At 32.8% G+C, this 17270-nt stretch carries 11 protein-coding genes; 1 reads left to right on the top strand and 10 read right to left on the bottom strand.

Annotated features, from left to right (window positions below; translation table 11 throughout):
* Nucleotides 1–16 precede the first annotated feature (16 nt).
* From HM985_RS04680 to HM985_RS04715, 8 genes are all read right to left on the bottom strand, one after another.
* Entirely contained in the window at nt 17–1321 is a 1305-nt protein-coding gene (locus HM985_RS04680) for a DUF2254 domain-containing protein (protein ID WP_246284957.1), read from the bottom strand.
* A 42-nt stretch (nt 1322–1363) separates the two neighbouring features.
* Complete coding sequence (locus HM985_RS04685) at nt 1364–5068, bottom strand: metallophosphoesterase (protein WP_179375143.1); 3705 nt, start codon at nt 5066–5068, stop codon at nt 1364–1366.
* Nucleotides 5069–5140: 72 nt separating this feature from the next.
* Nucleotides 5141–6082 (bottom strand): L-histidine N(alpha)-methyltransferase, encoded by a 942-nt coding sequence (locus HM985_RS04690; RefSeq protein WP_179375144.1) that lies wholly within the window; start codon nt 6080–6082, stop codon nt 5141–5143.
* 53 nt (nt 6083–6135) lie between these two features.
* Nucleotides 6136–7293, bottom strand: a complete 1158-nt coding sequence (gene egtB, locus HM985_RS04695) for an ergothioneine biosynthesis protein EgtB (RefSeq protein WP_179313620.1) — start codon at nt 7291–7293, stop codon at nt 6136–6138.
* Nucleotides 7294–7311: 18 nt separating this feature from the next.
* Nucleotides 7312–8529 carry a bifunctional alpha/beta hydrolase/OsmC family protein gene (locus tag HM985_RS04700; RefSeq protein ID WP_179313475.1) on the bottom strand — a complete coding sequence of 406 codons (1218 nt, stop codon included), beginning with the start codon at nt 8527–8529 and terminating at the stop codon, nt 7312–7314.
* A 9-nt stretch (nt 8530–8538) separates the two neighbouring features.
* Complete coding sequence (locus HM985_RS04705) at nt 8539–8820, bottom strand: DUF427 domain-containing protein (protein ID WP_173586343.1); 282 nt, start codon at nt 8818–8820, stop codon at nt 8539–8541.
* Nucleotides 8821–8883: 63 nt separating this feature from the next.
* Complete coding sequence (locus HM985_RS04710; protein WP_173586342.1) at nt 8884–9609, bottom strand: flavodoxin family protein; 726 nt, start codon at nt 9607–9609, stop codon at nt 8884–8886.
* A gap of 29 nt (nt 9610–9638) precedes the next feature.
* Complete coding sequence (locus HM985_RS04715; RefSeq protein ID WP_179375145.1) at nt 9639–11201, bottom strand: protein adenylyltransferase SelO; 1563 nt, start codon at nt 11199–11201, stop codon at nt 9639–9641.
* Nucleotides 11202–11402: 201 nt separating this feature from the next.
* On the opposite strand from HM985_RS04715, the gene HM985_RS04720 reads away from it, so the two are divergent.
* Nucleotides 11403–12680 carry a Pycsar system effector family protein gene (locus HM985_RS04720; protein WP_179375146.1) on the top strand — a complete coding sequence of 426 codons (1278 nt, stop codon included), beginning with the start codon at nt 11403–11405 and terminating at the stop codon, nt 12678–12680.
* On the opposite strand, the gene HM985_RS04725 is transcribed toward HM985_RS04720, so the two are convergent.
* Both HM985_RS04725 and HM985_RS04730 read right to left on the bottom strand, forming a co-directional pair.
* Nucleotides 12664–15042: a GAF domain-containing protein gene (locus HM985_RS04725; RefSeq protein WP_179375147.1), complete on the bottom strand. Its 2379-nt coding sequence runs from the start codon at nt 15040–15042 to the stop codon at nt 12664–12666. The two genes, HM985_RS04720 and HM985_RS04725, sit on opposite strands and share 17 nt — an antisense overlap.
* Before the next feature lie 106 nt (nt 15043–15148).
* Entirely contained in the window at nt 15149–17269 is a 2121-nt protein-coding gene (locus HM985_RS04730) for a glycoside hydrolase family 97 protein (RefSeq protein WP_179375148.1), read from the bottom strand.
* Nucleotide 17270: the final 1 nt, after the last annotated feature.

Here is a 17270-nt window from a genome sequence, read left to right on the forward strand (position 1 = left end):
CTACTAATTTCACCTGTTAAATCTCTAAGGAGTATTCTGAAGGAATTACGGTTTTAAGTTTTGCAATATAGGATTTAATCACCTCAATATCTCTATCATTCTGATGATTATTTAAAGCATCATTTCTGAGATTTACGACTTCTTTTATAATAATTTCTTTGTAATTTTCTTTTAAAACATCATTTTGCTGCAACAAATATTGAAACATGATAAATAATTTTTGAACAATTATAATATCATGTTTACAATAAGTCCTCATGGCAGCCATTACATTATAAAGTAATTCCTCAAAATCTACAGTTTTAATAGAAATAATTGCTTTATCATCTTCATTAAAATAGTAACTTTTATCTTTTTTAGTCATCCTTAACGCAAACAATTCCGTTAAATAATCAATTGCATTGATGCATGTACCTGGATCATTAACTCCTGGCGACATTGCTTTTAATGCAATCTCAGTAATCTGCTTAAAAGCCAAAATATAATTATCTTCAATAAGCTCACTGTTAGAAAATGTAACAGCTTCTATCAACTTTTTTTCAAGATCTATGTGATCTTCTTTTTCCTCAGCGACTTCACCTTTGTATTTTAGAACAGGTATACCTTTAAGAATATACATTCCTTTTACAGGCACAATATCAATTTTTAAATGATGTTCTTCTGCTAGTGTCGCCAAAGTCTTCATGTTTACATCTTGCATGTAACCTGTTGTGTTAGCGATAATACTCTTCCAGTCTGAGGAATCTTCAAATTCTACATCAATGTACTTTTCATTTTCAATTAACCCTTCTAAACGTTGCTTCGATTTTTTAAATATTTTATCCATAATTGTATTCACTTGAATTTCTTGAGAAATAGAATGAATAAAATAAATAAAAGCTCCTAAACTAAAGGTCATGAAAATAATAGCCAACAGCACAGAGAACCCTGGTAGTTGGTATTTATCTCCCTCTGGTGCAATTGAAACTAAAGTAAAAATACAGTATAGTAAAGAAGAATTATAAATACCAAGTATCACTTGATGTCTACGATTAGAAATTAATCCTGGCAATACTCTAGGCGAAAAATTACTTGAAGCTTGGTTGAGTAAAATCATTACCAAAGAAAAACTAAAAACCATTATTGATATAAGCCCAGCAATAAATGTGGTTAATAAACTTCTAGCAGTCTCGGTATTATTAACAACCAAAATTGGCGCATGCTCTACTAAATATTTAGAAATCCCTATGCTCTCTAAATAGATCATAAAAAAAGCAAATAACACCCCAAATAGGCTAATTATTGAAGGATAGAAAGCAATATTACTTTCTAACTTTTCCAACGTATCCCATATTTTATAAATGTAGTTTTTCAAATTATGTTTTTAAAAACTAAGCCCTAAGCCAAATGAAAATCTAAGACCATCTTCTCCAGTAAATAAATTAAAAGTTCCTGAAAGAGATTCTGCTGCAGTAACCCAAAAACCACCACCGTAGTCATTATGCCATTTATCTGAAACATCATTTTTTAACCAAACTCTACCAACATCAAAGCCTCCAAAAACACCAATTTGTAATGGCATTACACTTGTTCTAAACGAGTCGAAGCTATATCTTAAATCCGCACTACTAACAAAAGATTTTTTACCTGTAAATCGTTCTGTTCTGTAACCACGTAAACCTGTATCTCCACCAATATTAGCGGCTTGATAAAAAAGCATATCATCACCAATTCTAAATTGACTTTTTACGTCTGTTTTTAAAACCAGTTTTCTGTCTTCAGATAGTGCATTGTAAAAACCTAGATTTGCATTAATATAGCCATAAGTATTATTAGTATCCTCTAATTCGGTCTTAGCCCCTGCATTGATCATGAATTTCATTCCTCGTGTTGGATTTATTTCAGAATCAAAACTCTTATAATTGAATTGCCCCTCTAAACCACCAAAATATTGTCTTTCATAAAATTCTGATGTAGCATCTGGTATAAAATCTGTAATAAATCGATTATCTGTGGCTTCTAATTCTATGCCTTCAAATATTGCTTTTACTCCATAATCACTACCAAAATCACCTTTTTTAGAAATCCCTGCATAGGCCTGAATAATACTGGTTTTTACACGGTTATAATCGCGATCTAAATCATCTTCAAGATTTACAGTTTCGTTTCCATAACCAAAGAAATTATTAGTGTAATTTTCTGAAGTAAATTGCCCTCCAACTTGTAAATTCCAATTACCAAAGATATTAGAAAACTCACCATCGTAGGTTAAAGAAAACCCATCCGTTGCAAAGAAATAACCTCCATTAAATCTATGTTGACTAGAAAATGGATTGCGTTGAAAACCGTTTTTAGTAATTACATGAGATATACCAAGAGAAATACCATCATCTGGATTATAACCTATAGCTGGGGTTGTAACACGCTGATTCAGAATGTTTTTGTTAAAATCGAATAAATTAAGATTATAAATATCTGTTAATCTTACAGCAGCTCCGCCCTTTTCTTCAATTATATTCTTTTTACTTTCGTGATCGTAAATCTTTATTTTACTCCCCGATTTGATTTTATATGTATCGTTTTCTTGACCGCCAATTAGCCGTGTAAAGATCTTATGACTTCCATTTCCTGTAACTTCAAAAATATCTTTATCATCTAATCCGTAAATCCATAGCTCTTTTGTTACATCTTTATTCAGTACCTTATCTACAATAACATCGGCTTTTTCACCGCCTTTAATTCTAGATATAATAACACGAGTTTCTTTATCTCCTTGACGAATCACCTCAATATAATCATCCTTATCTGTTCCTGTTAAAATGACTAATTCATTTAAATATTCGTAATATCTAGTAGCAATATCTACAAGATTTTTGCGACGTCCTTTTAAATTTCTCTTAATATCTTCTAAGGTTTTATCTTGAACTTCTTTAGGAACTTTAGAAAATGCTTTTTCTATCACCTCATCCGTAATATGCTCTTGAAGAAATTTAGCATGCTCTAACCATTCTTCTTTTCCTGATTGTTGGATTAAAGTACGATCTAGTTTTATACCAGCGTTATTCATCCATTTTATATTCTCTAATTTATCATCATAAATCTGAAGTTGGTTAGCTGCACCTGCAACCACACGAGCGACATCTAATAAGGCTCCATCAAAATTAGAAAACACCTGATCTCGGTCTCTAGGGATTGGTCTGTATAATTTGTCTCCATTTGGCTGATCGAATTGTGCCCAACGCCACTGATCTTGATGCCTATCCCAATCACCAATTAACATATCAAATAAACGTGCTCTTATAAATGCGTTCTCATCAATTTTATATTCTTCATCCTCTCTTACTTTTTCAATAATATCATGCGTACTTTCAATATCATCTGCATAACCAAAATTACGTTCATCTGTATAATTTTCTTCAGGTCGCTCTTCAATCATATAGAGCTCATCCCCATATTCTTCATTAAAATCACCTAAATATTTATGCTTAGGTATAAAGAAAAGTCTTGGATTGGTATGGTAGACCTCTGCTGCATCTGATAAATCTGGCACCACAGTAAAAGCATAAGGGTGTGCTGCTGTATAGAAATCTAAAACTAAACCTTCTACTTGTGTGCGTTCAAAATCATCTTGAATGTAATTCTCTTTAAATAGAACCGTCTGCAAGTATTGCGTGGCACTTTTCTTTAATGCTCGCATATTTAATTCTCTACCATCTTTAGTCTTTAGACGTAAAGACCTTGTTTGGTGCCCACCACCTTTACGCACAATCTCTAAGCCACCGTATAGAGTATCTAATGTGGCTACTTTCGCTTTTATTTTAGTACTGTAGACTTCTCTGTAATGATCCCCCCAAACGGATTTAAAAAAACCTGTTCTATCCGTCTCTTCTTCATCATAAACAGAAACACTAATTTCATTTGGAAATGTATCGGGTAAATTAGAAACATCGTAAGGTTCTTTAACACCTATTATTTCATGTTCAAAAACAAGTTTTGGATTGTCATTTTCTACACTAAAAAACTTAACCCAAGAACTGCCGTCTTTATAAACCACAAGTTCTGCAAAACCTTGCCCACCGTAACTAAATAACCCTTTTGTCCCTAAAGCTGCTGCACCGTCTTTAGACCCCGACCCTGATACAATTTGTTTTATATTTTCATTTTCGAGATATTGAAGTGTATGCTCGTGACCAGAAACAAATACAATATTTTCTTTATCGAACGTCAGCGTTTCAATACGTTTCATTAACTCGTTGTAACGTTCGTTATAACGATCTTGAATTGAAACACCACCTTGCGTCCTTACTTGTGTAATAAGAGTTGCTAAAATTGGCAATGGCACATTACCTTGCGTTGGATAAAGGTGTTTTTTTGCACCATAATAACCACCATGAACTCCATTGGTATACATTGGATGGTGCATGGCTATAATGGTTGTTTTATTTTGAGCTTTTTTAATTTCGCCTTCTAATTCTTCAAAAAAACGATCTCTGGTCTTTATTTCACACTTATCATTTATAGTAGGATTGTTATTCCAATTTTCTAAATACCACTGTGTATCTACCACAATAAGCTTTATATTATCTCCTATATCAATATCCTCAATTGGGCAACCATTTTCTGGTTGAAACGTATTTTTACCTAAGGCATCTTCAATATATTTCTCTTGACGTTTTAGCCCTTTTAGTCCGTTTGAATACCAATCATGATTTCCAGGAATAAATAAGACCTCTCCTTCAAAATCTTTTACCGCATTAATTTGTACATCTAAAGCCTGTTCTGCCTCTGCTCTATCTGAATCATCTTTATCTGGCAGACCTACAGGATAAATATTATCACCTAGAAAAAGAGCAACATCGTCTTTTGTTTCCTTTGTTGAAATATAATTTTTGAAGGCAGACAAGGCACTAGACATGCCACCATTATCCACTAAACCAGCATCACCTATTAAGTAAAATCGTCTATCAACGTCCTTTTCTGGTGATTTATTTACTTTTAATTTTTCTTCTTTATACTGCGCTTCGTATGTAGCACAAGCATTAAAAAACAAAGTAAAAAGTATAACAAGTAGTGTGTATTGTTTTCTCATATTTTAAAGTAAATCACAAAATAATGCTATTTTTATTGAAGAACTTGACTGTTATACAATGAATTTTAGTCTTTATACTTTCTCCCAAAGACTATCTGTAAAGTAATGTTTACAATCTAAGAAATTAGATTTGACATCAAAATTAGTAGCACCTGCTAATTTTTCAATTTCATTGAGTGCATATTTTTTTGATAGCTCTGTCCATATTAACTCATTGTAACCAAAGGTAATCGTTTTATTTATAGCTTTGAGCTGCACCGTTTGTTCTCTAAGGCTAACAATATAACTTTTTACATCGCCTGTTAAAGGATTGTAATGTGCATAAAAATCGAAATCATCAATTTTAAAATCGGCATCTAATTCTCTATTGATTCTTATTAGTAAATTAAGATTAAATCTTTTGGTTATTCCATGTTTATCGAAGTAAGCATCATGAATAGTGATCGGATTTTTCTTTAAATCGAAACCAATTAAAAGCTTATCTCCCTTTTTCATGTTTTTATTAAAAAGCTGAACCAATTCTTTAGCTTTATCTTCAAGATAATTTCCAATATTACCGCCTAAAAACAATAATAGACTAGGATGTTCACTTTGTTTATTTTCTTTTAAAATCTCAAAATAATCACCTACCTGTGGCTTAATACTAATACCTGGCAAACGTTCTTTTAAGCGCTTTTCTAATATATCCATGGCCTCTTTAGAAATATCAATAGGCAAATAATTAAAATCGATATTATTAGCTACTAAATATTCTAAAAGCTTGAAGGTTTTTAAGCCATCTCCTGCTCCTAATTCTAAAATATTAAACGGTGTAGAAAACTGTAAAGCCTCTGTAATTTGCTGACATTGCATGGATAAAATCTCAAATTCAGCGTTAGTGAGATAATATTCTGGCATATTCATTATATCTTGAAATATGCGACTACCATTATCGTCATAAAAATATTTTGAAGGTAAATGTTTTTCCTTAGCGGTTAAGCCTTCAAGGATATCTTGTGCAAATGTATTAGTCATAAAAAAGTTTAAAGTTTAAAACGGATCTAAAGTTCTTTGTATAATGATTGTGGTTATTTGGCAAGTCTGATTCCTGAAAACTGCCAGCGTAAGTTTGCTTGAAAAAAGTTACGATAAGTAGCTCGGCTATGATTTTTAGATGTTGCTACTGAGGCGCCACGCAAAACCATTTGATTCACCATAAATTTACCGTTATACTCTCCTAAAGCACCATCTACTTTGGTGTAATTAGGATACGGTAAATAAGCACTATTGGTCCATTCCCAAAGCTGACCATATTTAAATTGAACGGAAGCCACTTCCCATTCAAATTCCGTAGGCAAACGCATACCTTTCCATTGTGCATAAGCAAAAGCTTCATAAAATGTAACGTGACTTACCGGTAAATTACCATCAACTTCTACAAAACCATTAAGTGTATATTGCATCCATTTCTCTTCTACATAATGCCAATACAAGGGTGCTTTGAGTTTATTATTTTGAACAAAATCCCAGCCTTCCGCATGCCAAAGATTAAAATCGTTATAACCACCTGCTTCTATAAATTGAATATATTCTGCATTAGTAACCAATCGGTTGGAAATTTGATACTCATGAAGATACACTTTATGCCTTCCTAACTCGTTATCAAAACAAAAGCCATCGTTATTATGTCCAATTTCATAAACGCCTTCTTTGATTGGAATAAATGTTTGTGTTTGTGTTTCTACCTGTAATTGAATTGTGTAATCTAATTTTGGAAATGAAGGTTGATTACCAAAAATATATTTAATATCATAAATTAATAATTCTTGGTGTTGTTGCTCGTGCTGAAGGCCAATTTCAATAATATTTGAAATTTCTTCTGATATTCCTTTCGCTATAAATTGTGCTAAGTGCTCATTTACATAAGCTCTATATTCTAAAACCGATTGTAATGTAGGTCTAGTCATTAAACCTCGTTCTGCTCTCAAAACACGTTTTCCTACATTATTGTAATAACTATTAAAATAATAGGCATAATCTTCATGAAAAATCTTGTAATCTGAACAAAAATCAGACAGTATAAATTGTTCAAAAAACCAGGTGGTATGTGCTAAGTGCCATTTTGGTGGCGACACAAAATCGGCTGGTTGAATAGAAACATCTTCGGGCTCAAGCGAACTACAAATTTGTTCCGTTTGTTGTCTTATTTCTAGAAATCGTTCAGATGTTATGGTGTTGGTGGTTATAGCTTGCACGTGTATAATTTATAGGATTTCTGTTTCAAAAATAACTTCGCTAGCAATCGTTTTATGTACTGGACAACGCGATGCTATTTCTTTTAATCGTTGGGATTGTTCTTCACTTATATCTCCTATAAATTTTAGCTTTTTACTAATATGATCTAAGTACTTAGGCTTTTCTAAAACAAGATTTAAGTCGTCACTATGTTTTCTAGAGTGCGATATGTAAACATAAACCTCTTTTAAATCCCACTTTTTTCGTTCGGCATACATTTTTAAAGTCATCACCGTACATGCAGCTAATGCAGCATTTAGGTATTCGTATGGTGAAGGTCCAAAATCCTTACCACCAACACTTGCTGGTTCGTCTGCAATTAGCGTATGATTTTTAGTTTGAATAGAAGTGGTAAAATTATCTTCTACAATATTAAGATGCCCAACTAATTGATCTCCTTCGGTATCGAGCATTACATTTTCCACCTTAGGGAAATATCGTTTTGCCCAAGTCCCTATAATTTCACCAACATACTGACTATCCTCTTCTTTAGTTAATAAATGATCTGCATTATCTAATGAGACAAAGCTTTTAGGGTGATGTGCATTTTTATATAACTGCTCTGCATTTGCTATACCTACTGTTTTATCAAAAGGCGAATGCATTATTAACAAAGGTTTACGCAGTGTTTTTACAAGTGCTGGTAAATCTGTTTTATCAAACTCTTCAACAAAGTCTTGATTAATAACAAAAGGGCGTCCTCCAATATTAACTTTAACATCTCCCTTTTCTTCCGATTCTTCAACCTGATGAGAAAATAAATGTTTTACATGATCTACTGTAGCTGGTGCTCCAACGGTGGCAACTGCTTTTACAGCTTCTATTTCTGAAGCCGCTACCAATACTGCTGCACCTCCAAGAGAATGACCAACAAGTAAACTTGGTGCTTGATAATGTTGAGACATATAACTATGTACGTCTAACAAGTCCTCTACATTTGCAGAGAAATGACTATCGGCAAATTCGCCTTCACTTCTTCCTAGTCCTGTAAAATCGAAACGCAGAACCGCGAATCCATTTTGCGTTAATGCTCTACTCACATTTCTAACAGCTTTTAAACTGCTACTACAAGTAAAACAATGTGCAAAAATGGCGTAGTAATTTGGTTTCTGATTGGCTGGTAATTCTAAATTAGCATTTAGAGTTAGACCTTTTCTATTTTGTATTTTAAGCTTCGTACTTTTCATTACCTAATTTTAATCTTCAATTTGCACACCGCGCCAAAAAGCCACATGATTTTTAATCCCTTTTGCCAATTCTGATACTTCTGGATAAAACCAAGCTGCATCTTTATTTTGTTTTCCATCCACTTCTATAGTGTAATAAGAAGCAGTTCCTTTCCAAGGGCATACGGAGTGTATTTCACTCGTTTTGAAAAATTCTTTATTGATACTCTCGTGAGGAAAATAGTGGTTTTTTTCAATAACTATCGTTTTATTACTTTCTGCTATGACTTTATTATTCCAAATTGCTTTCATCTTTGTTGTTTTTTAATACCTAATAAGGACTTTTATATTACCCTATTTATGCACACGTAATTTCTATCTGTATTCAGGATTTTCGAAAGACCAATGCGTCCCACTATCCCAAGCTTCTCGAGAGTTACCATAATTACTGTAACCTTTGTTTTCCTTTAATAATTTTGCCAAGTGTAATAGATTGTAAGTCATAAAGGTCGTGTTTCTATTTGTAAATTCCGAATCAAAACCTACAGGTGGATTAATGGATTTATCCTTCCATTTTGTATCACCATAACTAGGCCCAGGACCAACTTCACCAATCCATCCAGAATCGGCCTGCGGCGGAATAGAATAGCCAACATGTTGTAAAGCATACAATATACCCATTGCACAATGTTTTACCCCATCTTCATTACCTGTTACCATACATCCACCAACTTTACCGTAAAAAACATATTGGCCCTTTTCGTTGGTTTCTCCACTCATTGCATACAAACGTTCTATTAACTTTTGAGCCTCTGAAGATTTTTCACCTAGCCAGATTGGGGTTCCCACTATTAAAACATCTGCCTCACTTACTTTTTTATAAATACTTGGCCATTCATCTTTATCCCATCCATGCTCTGTCATATCTGGATAAACACCAACAGCAACATCACGATCTATAAATCGGATAGTTTCAAACGAAACTTTTTCCTTTTTTAGAATGTTCTGTGACACTTGCATAAGCTTTTCTGTGTGGCTTACAGCTGGTGATTTTTTTAACGTGCAATTAATATACAATACTTTGAGTTTCGAGAAATCCATTATTTTGTTTTTTTAATTATTAATTTTTTTTAAGAACTACATGAAAGCATTGAGCAACCCACTTTATGTCTTGCCCACTCTGGTCGTTTGGCAAACCATTTTTCGTTTTTGGGTTGCTCATCGTATGGTTTTTTTAATAGTTGAAATAATTCATCTATTAAACTATAATCTCCTTCATCAGCTTTATCAATGGCTAATTGCGCCATATAATTACGAAGTACATATTTAGGATTTACAGCATTCATCTTTTGGTGACGTTCGGCATCAGTTGCTTCCTCCTTCTGCAATCTTTGGTCGTAAGCATTAAACCAAACTTTCCATTGGTCTAGAACTTTACTTTTTACTTCTTCTAACTTATAAAATGCTTTACGTATAATTTCTATCCCTTTTTCAACATCACCTTTTTTGTAATGACCTAATTGTCTGAAGAAAATAGTCATATCTGTTTCCGTAAGAAGCAAACAATCTTCAAGATCTGCCATTAATTTTGCATCCTTTTCAGCTTCAAATTTTAATCCTAACTTAGAACGCATCATTTGAAGCGATTGCTTTTCAAAATCAGTTTGGTATTGATTTAAAATAGTCTCTATCGGTTCTGCTTCTTCTACAAGTAGGTAAAGTGCATTGGCGAGTTGTAATAAATTCCAAAGCCCAATGTTTGGTTGGTTTCCATAACGGTAACGTTTATTCTGCTTGTCTGTAGTATTTGGCGTCCAACCAAAATCAAAATCTTCTAACCAGCCGTAAGGTCCATAATCTATCGTTAATCCTAAAATAGACATATTATCGGTATTCATAACTCCGTGTACAAAACCTACGCGTTGCCAGTGAATAATCATCTCTAAAGTCTTTTTAGTAACAGCTTCAAAAAACTTAATATACGTTTCTTTTGAAGGCTTACCTAATTCTGGATAAAAATATTTTATAGTATAATCCGTTAGTTTTTTTAAATTTTTAATATCATTTCTTGCTGCGAATAATTCAAAATTCCCAAATCGAATAAAGCTTGGAGCTAACCTAGAAACAATGGCTCCTTTTTCATAATCGGGATTTCCATTGTAAAGCATATCTCTTAACACAGCATCTCCAGAAGTTATTAAGCTTAACGCCCTAGTAGTTGGCACACCCAAATAATGCATGGCTTCACTACACAAATATTCACGAATAGAAGATCTTAAAACTGCAAAGCCATCACCTTGCCTTGAATACGGTGTTTCTCCAGAACCCTTAAGTTGTAGCGCCCAACGTTTATTATGATGTTCTAATTCAAATAAATTAATTGCTCGTCCATCTCCTAATTGCCCTGCCCAATTACCAAACTGATGACCAGCATAAGCCATAGCGTAGGGATTAGTTTCTGGATAAACTTTAGCACCTGAAAAAACTTCTAAAAAATCATTTGATTTTACATCAAGTTCTTCTAAACCTATTGCTTCTAACATCTCATTTGAAACATGAAGCAATTTTGGTTGCGATGGAACCTTTGGTGTCACATAAGAATGTGTCGCTTCAGAAACCTGCCGTCTAGAATTTTGAGTATTAGGATCTGAAGGTAGCTCTTTGTTAAAAGAATCTTTTATATTTAATTTCATGTACGGAAATATTGCGCTTTGTAAAATTCAGTAAAATAACATTGAAATGTTACTGCATATAAGTCGACTATTGACTCAGATCATTTCAAAATTTGAATTTTTATAAAAATACGATTTGATTGTAACTCATATAGCAAACAAAATGTTAAGTCTTAGAACTTTTTTGTAATTTCACATGATTCTTAAAAATTATTTAACCCAATGTCACAATCTCTAATTGAAGAAACTCAAGAATTTGTTTTTAACTTACTTAAAGACGAGCTCCCTAATACCTTTTTGTATCATAATTATACGCATACACAACGTGTATTAAAAAGTACGAAGGAGATTATTGAGCATTCTTCTTTGAGTGAAGAAGAAATCTTAATTTTAGAATTAAGCGCTTTGCTTCATGATACTGGCTATGTAAAAAGTTGCGAAGAACATGAAAAGGAAAGCGTTAAGATTGCTAAGACGTTCTTAAAAGACAAAAAAGTTGATGAAACTATTATTAATGCAATCTCAAGTTGTATTATGGCAACAAATGTTAACGTTGAGCCCCAAAACGAGCTTGAAAAGATTTTAAGAGATGCAGATGGCTCTCATTTTGGAAAAACATACTTCAACGAAGCCAGTGAGTTTTTAAGAAAAGAACTCGAATTACAGGGAAAGAAAAACTTTTCACCATCTGAATGGAGGAAGGAAAATATTAAAGTTTTAACTGAGAAACATCATTACTATACCGATTATGCTCTAAAAAACTGGCAAGCGGTTAAGGAGGAAAACTTAGCTAAACTTCTTAAAAAGAAGAAAAAGCATAAAAAGAAACTTAACGTAGAGAAGCTAAAAGCGAAGTACAAAACGCAATATAAAAACGAAAGTCCAGAGCGTGGTGTACAAACGTTCTATAGAACAGCATTGAGAAACCATATTAAGTTAAGTGATATAGCAGATACAAAAGCTAACATCTTATTATCTGTAAATGCTATTATTATTTCTGTAGTCTTAGCCAATCTTATTTCTAAATTAGATAACAACCCATATTTAACATGGCCAACGGTAATATTTACCTTGTTTTGTGTTATTTCTATGATCTTATCTATTATTGCTACTCGCCCTAATGTAACTAGCGGACAATTTACCAAACAAGACGTTATAGACCAGAAAGTGAATTTAAGTTTCTTTGGTAACTTTCATAAAATGAAACTTGATGAATTTGAGTGGGCCATTAAAGAAATGGTAAAAGACAAAGATTACATCTATAAAGCCCTCACTAAAGATTTATACTTCTTAGGTGTTGTGTTAGAACGAAAATATAGGTTATTGAGGGTCACTTATACCGTTTTTATGGTTGGTATCATAGTCTCTTTAATTTCATTTGCTGTCGCTATAAAAAATAACCCTGGCGTTGATATTGATGATGTGATTCCTGAATCTGTCCAAACCAATTCCTTTAATAATTTACCACCAAAAACCATCCCTATTAAGAGGCTATCGTAGTTATTAAATCATCGTAAGTATAAAACATCTTCTCGTCGTTCTCATTATGATATAATAGACTTACGCGTAATGCCTTTAAGCCAGTTACACCTTGTAAGTCTTCAAGCTCTATAAATTCTAAATCGTCTGACAATATATTTTTAGATTGTAAAAACTTAATATATCTTACATATTCGGCTTCATCCTCTTTTTGAGAATACACTATTGTTATCTTTCCTTTTTGAGTGATACGTTCTTCCGTACCTTTTATAAAGGCCTTATCTACACGTTTTTTAACCACTTCGTAGCGCGCGTTATAAGTACCATCTACATCAAAACGCTTCTCATCCATTCTAAAACGAACAGACAGAGGTTGATTGAAAACCAAGATCATAGAAGCCACATCTAAAGCCATAGGATAGTTGTGCTGCTCATGGTAATATTGATTCTCCATCTCGCACATTACCTGTAATTGCCATAACCTTAAATTATAAAGATAAAGCATATTGAAACTGTCTTCTTTGGTTATAGACTCACCGATATACATATTGTGCTCTACACCATCAGTCTTAAAACGCTCAAAGAAATGCGGATACATTTTTTGTGCTTCAACTTGTTTTTCATCTAATAATGAAGACATATTTCTATTGATGAGCTTAACAGTATCATCATAATGTTTTCTGTAATAATAAATAACTCCTAAATCGGAATCTATTTTATTAAAGTAATCTTCAATTTCATATTTAATTGAAGATTGTGTTTGTGCTATTAATTCAAAAATCGGTTTAATTTCTTCCTTTAAATAAACAGTAATCTCATGTTCACTATCAACTTTAAAGTTTGCATTTAAATCATTAATATACTCAGTAATCTGAAACTTAACCTGTTCATATATAGGCAATTTTTTTTCTTGAATACTATTTTCTAAAACCTTTTTAACTAGATTTAGTTGTAGCGATAAATCTTTTTGAGTCGCAGAGTTTCGAGCGTCAGAAGATCCTTTTACATCAATTTGTCCATATAAAGGGTAAACATTTTCAAAGGCTATCTTCTTAAACGTTGCCGATTCATTAGAAACCGCTTTAGCTCTTATGTAACTTTTAGCTTCTTCAACAAACTTCCAATACACACTAGAGTGAATAGACGTACATTCTTTCTGAATAACGGCTTCAATTAAATTTTCTTCCTCGTTTTTAGAACGTTGTATAGCCGATTCTATAAAAGGCATTACATCTTCTAACTTATTGGCATTAATACTATTTAATACTTTTGGTTTTTCCGAAACAATTTCAAGAATTCCCATTAGACCGTTATCGTTTGCTATGGGAGCAAAAATAGCACTTTGTATACCTTGTTTGTCTAAAACCTCGATATGCGGTGGGCTAGATTTAGGGGTTTTCAATGTTTTTTTCACATTAGAAACAGAGAAATATTTTTTTTCATTAAGCAATCTGTTGTAAGACCAATCACAAAGCGCATCAGAACATTGAGCTGTATCTAATTCATTAAGTAAAAAGCTATTTACACCAACACCATAAAGTCTCTCAAAAGTATCCGTTTCTTTATTATACATTGAAAAACCAACTTTTACAGACTTCAACCCTAAGAGTGAACGAAATATTTCTTGAAAATTATCTAGAAAATTATTATCCTTCCCTTTAACTTCTTTAATTAAACCCGACTTAATATTTGAAATAGACTGATCATCTGTAACATCAAACATGTTTGAGATTATAAATCCATTAAACTCATAGCTATTAGGCGGAAATTTTTCTTTCCAAAGATCTATATTATCGAAGTTATCTAATAACTCATCATAATCTTCTTGAGTTATTTTTGGTGCGTGAGCCTTAGGTTTTATCTCAGTAAAATCTGCATTATACAAAATCTTGTAGTAATGCATCACTCCGTTTTCATCAGGAATTTCATAAAAAAATGGACGTTTAAAATTTAAAGAGTATCCATAGCAGAAATTTAAAACAATACTACAGGCAATAATATAAGTTTGCTCGGTAGGCATGTTTCGTATTTCTAACTCATAATTATCTCCTGCAGCTTCTATAATAGATTTGAAACGCTCAGTAGGATTAAATATAAAATTATAAAAAGGCAATGCTGCTGTTTTAATTTCATTATGAGTTAGTAGCGGATTAAAGGTATCTTGCAGAATCCCTTCTATTTCCTTTTCATAAGTTTTAAATACAGAGAACTTACTAAAACCTTCCCTTAATATAGGATTATTTTCAGCAATTTTAAGCACACGCCGCGCACTAGCTGCAATAAAATCGTTATCAATATGAATTAATTCTTCATACTTTTCTAATAATTTATTAAAACTAACCTTAATTGTAAAAGGGGATTCTATATGATTGTTAATGTCCAATACTTTATTTTTGATGTTAACCTAAGTTACGAATATTTTTTTAGTCGTAAAACAAGGCGCTTTATTACATTGCAAAATTAACATTTAATCTCAAATAGAGCAGCTATTATTTCTTCTTTAAGCTGATAGCAAAACCACCTCCTTCAGCTAATTTCACACTTAATTTAGAATCTTTTTTAACCTCTATTTTTTCGATAGAAATATCTAAAGGATTGTTATCCCAATGCGCATTTTCACCATCTTTATAAATAACAACCTCATACTCTTGATTCTCGCCTAAAAAGTCGAATGTTAAATCTACAGTTCTAGCTTTTTCATCTGTAATTCCTCCAACAAACCAGTTTCCTGTTCCTCTTTCTTTTCTAGCAATAGTAACATAATCACCAACCTCACCGTTTAATACTTTGGTTGTTTCCCAATCTACTCCAACATCTTTTATAAACTGAAGTGGTTCTGGATTCGCTTCGTAATGCTCTACCAAATCGGCAGCCATTTGCACCGGACTATAAATCACCACATACAATGCTAATTGTTGAGCAATAGTAGTATTAACTTGATTATCCTTTTTGTACTCATCAAATTTAATATTAAAAATACCAGGTGTAAAATCTATCGGTCCCGATAACATTCTTGTAAAAGCAACAATTGGTAAGTGCTCTGGTGGATTTCCGCCATCTGTAGCCCAAGCGTTAAATTCTTGCCCTCTTAAACCTTCTCTCGATATAATATTTGGATACGTTCTACGCAATCCTGTTGCTTTTATAGGCTCGTGCGCATTAACAGCAACCTCATATTTTGCGGCCTTAATTGCTGCGTTATTATAATGATTCACCATATATTGTCCATGATGATATTCACCTTTTGGTAAAATCTTACCAACATAACCAGATTTTACGGTATGCATGCCGTATTTCTGCATCAATGCATAAGCAGTATCTTGTTGTTTAGTATAGGTTTCCGTTGCTGCAGAAGTTTCGTGATGCATAATAATATCTACACCTTTTTCCTTTCCGTAACGCACTACTTCATCTATATCGTAATCCGGATAAGGGGTTACAAAGTCAAAAACACCTTCGCGGTCTTCAAAACCAATCCAATGCTCCCAACCGGTATTCCAACCTTCTACTAAAACACCTCCCATGTTATTTTTAGCGGAAAAATCAATAAATCGTTTTACGTTTTCAGTATTAGCACCGTGTGTTCCATTAGATTTCCCTCCGTCAGTCCATGTACTCATATCTTGCGTCATTCCATAATCCCAAGATGATTTACCCAAGTGCATTTCCCACCAAATACCTGTGTATTTCATGGGCTTAAACCAAGATACGTCATCAAGTTTATTAGATTCATTTAAATTTACAATAAGTTTCGATTCTATTAAATCTGGCGCATTATCTGAAATTTGAATCGTTCTCCAGGGCGTATTAAACGGCATGGTACGTTTCACCTTATAATCCGTGTTTTCAGAACCTACTAAATTACTTACTAAGTTTAAATTTTCTGTATCTACTTTTAAAGTCATACCTGAATAATCCACTAAAGCAGCTTCATGGAAACTTAAATGTGTTCCATCGCTACCAACCATCGTTACCGGTGTATTTACAGCATTTTCAGGAATATACGTTTGTGCTAAATTAGCATGATTTGCTAATTTTAAAGCATCAATTTCAGATAACTTAGTTGTATTATACAAATGCTCGTAAATATCCCAATCTCCAGGAATCCAAAAGGTTTTGTAATCTTCAGTAAGATTAAATTCAGTATGTTCTTCAGTTATAAAAATATCACCTTTTAATCGTGCTTGCTTTGGGAATTCGTATCTAAAACCAATACCATCATCATAGACTTTAAATACAATATTTAAAAAGCGTTCTGGACTTGTTTTTTCTTGAAGCTCAACCTTTAATTCGTTATAATGGTTAACTACATCTAACTGTTCTCCCCAAGGCATTTGCCATGTTTCATTAAACGTTGAGGCTGTCGTGCTTTTAATTATAAAATTCTTATTAAAAGATGGAACATCTTTAAACTCGAAACCTAAGTAAGAGGTATCAACAACCGTTTTATTATTGAATTGAACCGTATAAAATGGTCGTCCTTCATTATTAATATTGAAACTAATGGCAACTTCTGAGTTTGGCGACTTAGCTTCTAAAATTGTTTTTTCTGTTTTAGAACAAGAGAAAAAACCAATAGTTATTAGAAGTATGGCGAATTTAATTTTCATG

Source organism: Winogradskyella wichelsiae, from assembly GCF_013403925.1.
Lineage (GTDB): Bacteria > Bacteroidota > Bacteroidia > Flavobacteriales > Flavobacteriaceae > Winogradskyella > Winogradskyella wichelsiae.